Origin of the sequence: Stenotrophomonas sp. HMSC10F07, assembly GCF_001807895.1 — a bacterium.
In the GTDB taxonomy this organism is placed as follows: Bacteria; Pseudomonadota; Gammaproteobacteria; order Xanthomonadales; family Xanthomonadaceae; genus Stenotrophomonas; species Stenotrophomonas sepilia.
In genome coordinates this window covers 1-3,427 of sequence record NZ_KV791312.1, presented here as the reverse complement: position 1 = coordinate 3,427, position 3,427 = coordinate 1, and the positions used below count along the sequence as shown (strand labels likewise).

The following is a 3,427-nucleotide window of genomic DNA, read 5'->3' as shown; positions in this document are numbered from 1 at the left end:
TAAACCCTGGCGATGACCTACTCTCGCATGGCTTGAGCCACACTACCATCGGCGCAGCTGCGTTTCACTTCCGAGTTCGGGATGGGATCGGGTGGTTCCACAGCGCTAATTTCACCAGGGAGGCTTTTGGAGAGTCGCACTCGTCCCGGGGGACAAGGCGCCAGCCTCGCATAGTTCTTGTGACGTAGCGTGCACTTGGATGCTCTTACGACGTTGTCGTAAAGCCAAGGCAACTTGAGGTTATATGGTCAAGCCGCACGGATCATTAGTATCAGTTAGCTCAATACATTGCTGTACTTACACACCTGACCTATCAACCACGTAGTCTACATGGTTCCTTCAGGGGGCTTGTGCCCCGGGAGATCTCATCTTGAGGCGCGCTTCCCGCTTAGATGCTTTCAGCGGTTATCGCTTCCGAACATAGCTACCCGGCAATGCCACTGGCGTGACAACCGGAACACCAGAGGTTCGTCCACTCCGGTCCTCTCGTACTAGGAGCAGCCCCTCTCAAATCTCCAACGCCCATGGCAGATAGGGACCGAACTGTCTCACGACGTTCTGAACCCAGCTCGCGTACCACTTTAAATGGCGAACAGCCATACCCTTGGGACCGACTACAGCCCCAGGATGTGATGAGCCGACATCGAGGTGCCAAACACCGCCGTCGATATGAACTCTTGGGCGGTATCAGCCTGTTATCCCCGGAGTACCTTTTATCCGTTGAGCGATGGCCCTTCCATACAGAACCACCGGATCACTAAGTCCTAGTTTCCTACCTGCTTGATCCGTCGATCTTGCAGTCAAGCACGCTTATGCCTTTGCACACAGTGCGCGATGTCCGACCGCGCTGAGCGTACCTTCGAGCTCCTCCGTTACTCTTTAGGAGGAGACCGCCCCAGTCAAACTACCCACCATACACGGTCCCCGACCCAGATAATGGGCCCAGGTTAGAACGTCAAGCACGACAGGGTGGTATTTCAAGGATGGCTCCACCACAGCTAGCGCCATGGTTTCATAGCCTCCCACCTATCCTACACAGACGAACTCAACGTTCAGTGTAAAGCTATAGTAAAGGTTCACGGGGTCTTTCCGTCTTGCCACGGGAACGCTGCATCTTCACAGCGATTTCAATTTCACTGAGTCTCGGGTGGAGACAGCGCCGCTGTCGTTACGCCATTCGTGCAGGTCGGAACTTACCCGACAAGGAATTTCGCTACCTTAGGACCGTTATAGTTACGGCCGCCGTTTACTGGGGCTTCGATCAAGAGCTTCGCCTTGCGGCTGACCCCATCAATTAACCTTCCAGCACCGGGCAGGCGTCACACCCTATACGTCCACTTTCGTGTTTGCAGAGTGCTGTGTTTTTGATAAACAGTCGCAGCGGCCTGGTTACTGCGACCCTCTTCAGCTATAGCTCGCACGAGCCACCAAAAAGGGTGCACCTTCTCCCGAAGTTACGGTGCCATGTTGCCTAGTTCCTTCACCCGAGTTCTCTCAAGCGCCTGAGAATTCTCATCCTACCCACCTGTGTCGGTTTACGGTACGGTCTGCGTAAGCTGAAGCTTAGGAGCTTTTCCTGGAAGCGTGGTATCAGTGACTTTGCCATAAAGGCTCGTCTCGGTGCTCGGTCTTAGAGGATCCCGGATTTGCCAAAGATCCAAACCTACCGCCTTTCCCCAGGACAACCAACGCCTGGTACACCTAACCTTCTCCGTCCCTCCATCGCACTTACGCGAGGTGCAGGAATATTAACCTGCTTCCCATCGACTACGACTTTCGTCCTCGCCTTAGGGGCCGACTCACCCTGCGCCGATTAACGTTGCGCAAGGAAACCTTGGGCTTTCGGCGTGCGGGTTTTTCACCCGCATTATCGTTACTCATGTCAGCATTCGCACTTCCGATACCTCCAGCAGACTTCTCAATCCACCTTCAACGGCTTACGGAACGCTCCTCTACCGCGCATAACAAAGTTATGCACCCCAAGCTTCGGTTCTGTGCTTAGCCCCGTTAAATCTTCCCCGCAGACCGACTCGACCAGTGAGCTATTACGCTTTCTTTAAAGGGTGGCTGCTTCTAAGCCAACCTCCTGGCTGTCTGTGCCTTTCCACATGGTTTTCCACTTAGCACAAAATTTGGGACCTTAGCTGTGGGTCTGGGTTGTTTCCCTTTTCACGACGGACGTTAGCACCCGCCGTGTGTCTCCCATACAGTCCGTCTCGGTATTCGGAGTTTGCAATGGTTTGGTAAGTCGCGATGACCCCCTAGCCATAACAGTGCTCTACCCCCGAGAGGATACATATGAGGCGCTACCTAAATAGCTTTCGAGGAGAACCAGCTATCTCCGGGTTCGATTAGCTTTTCACTCCTAATCACACCTCATCCCCTACCTTTGCAACGGGAGTGGGTTCGGGCCTCCAGTGCGTGTTACCGCACCTTCACCCTGGGCATGACTAGATCACCCGGTTTCGGGTCTACTGCCCGCGACTATGCGCCCTTATCAGACTCGGTTTCCCTTCGCCTCCCCTATACGGTTAAGCTTGCCACGAACAGTAAGTCGCTGACCCATTATACAAAAGGTACGCAGTCACTCCTTGCGGAGCTCCTACTGCTTGTACGCACACGGTTTCAGGTTCTATTTCACTCCCCTCTCCGGGGTTCTTTTCGCCTTTCCCTCACGGTACTGGTTCACTATCGGTCGGTCAGTAGTATTTAGCCTTGGAGGATGGTCCCCCCATGTTCAGACAGGGTTTCACGTGCCCCGCCCTACTCGTCTTCACTGAAATGGCCCTTTCAGATACAGGGCTATCACCTTCTATGGCCACTCTTTCCAGAGTGTTTTCCTAGAACCAAATCAGCTTAAGGGCTAGTCCGCGTTCGCTCGTCGCTACTTACGGAATCTCGGTTGATTTCTTTTCCTCTGGTTACTTAGATATTTCAGTTCACCAGGTTCGCTTCCAGCAGCTATGTATTCACTGCAGGATACCCGCAAGCGGGTGGGTTTCCCCATTCGGACATTACCGGATCAAAGCTTGTTGCCAGCTCCCCGATACTTTTCGCAGGCTGCCACGTCCTTCATCGCCTCTGACCGCCAAGGCATCCACCGTGTGCGCTTATTCGCTTGACCATATAACCGCAAGTTGCCTTGGGTTACACATGACCCGGGGGTACAAAGCCCGGATACGAATATAACGACTCAATCAATAAAGAGACTTGCGTCTCTCGCCTTAGCCTCACGACACGTCTGATAGAACATCTCAAACGCTCGCTACGTCACAAGTTTTAAAAGAACACGTACCAGCCACAGTGCTGATGCGTATAAAGATCGAATGTATGCGTCATTCAGAGAATGGTGGGTCTGGGAGGACTCGAACCACCGACCTCACCCTTATCAGGGGTGCGCTCTAACCACCTGAGCTACAGACCCGGA

1 tRNA gene and 2 rRNA genes are annotated in these 3,427 nt (G+C 53.5%); all 3 read right to left on the bottom strand.

From position 1 onward, the window contains the following. Window positions 1-4: 4 nt before the first annotated feature. A 5S ribosomal RNA gene (gene rrf / locus HMPREF3114_RS00055) occupies window positions 5-119 on the bottom strand. Window positions 120-244: 125 nt separating this feature from the next. Beyond that, window positions 245-3,124: ribosomal RNA gene (locus HMPREF3114_RS00050) — 23S ribosomal RNA — on the bottom strand. Between the two features lie 223 nt (window positions 3,125-3,347). Beyond that, window positions 3,348-3,424 (bottom strand) — tRNA-Ile (locus HMPREF3114_RS00045). Window positions 3,425-3,427: the final 3 nt, after the last annotated feature.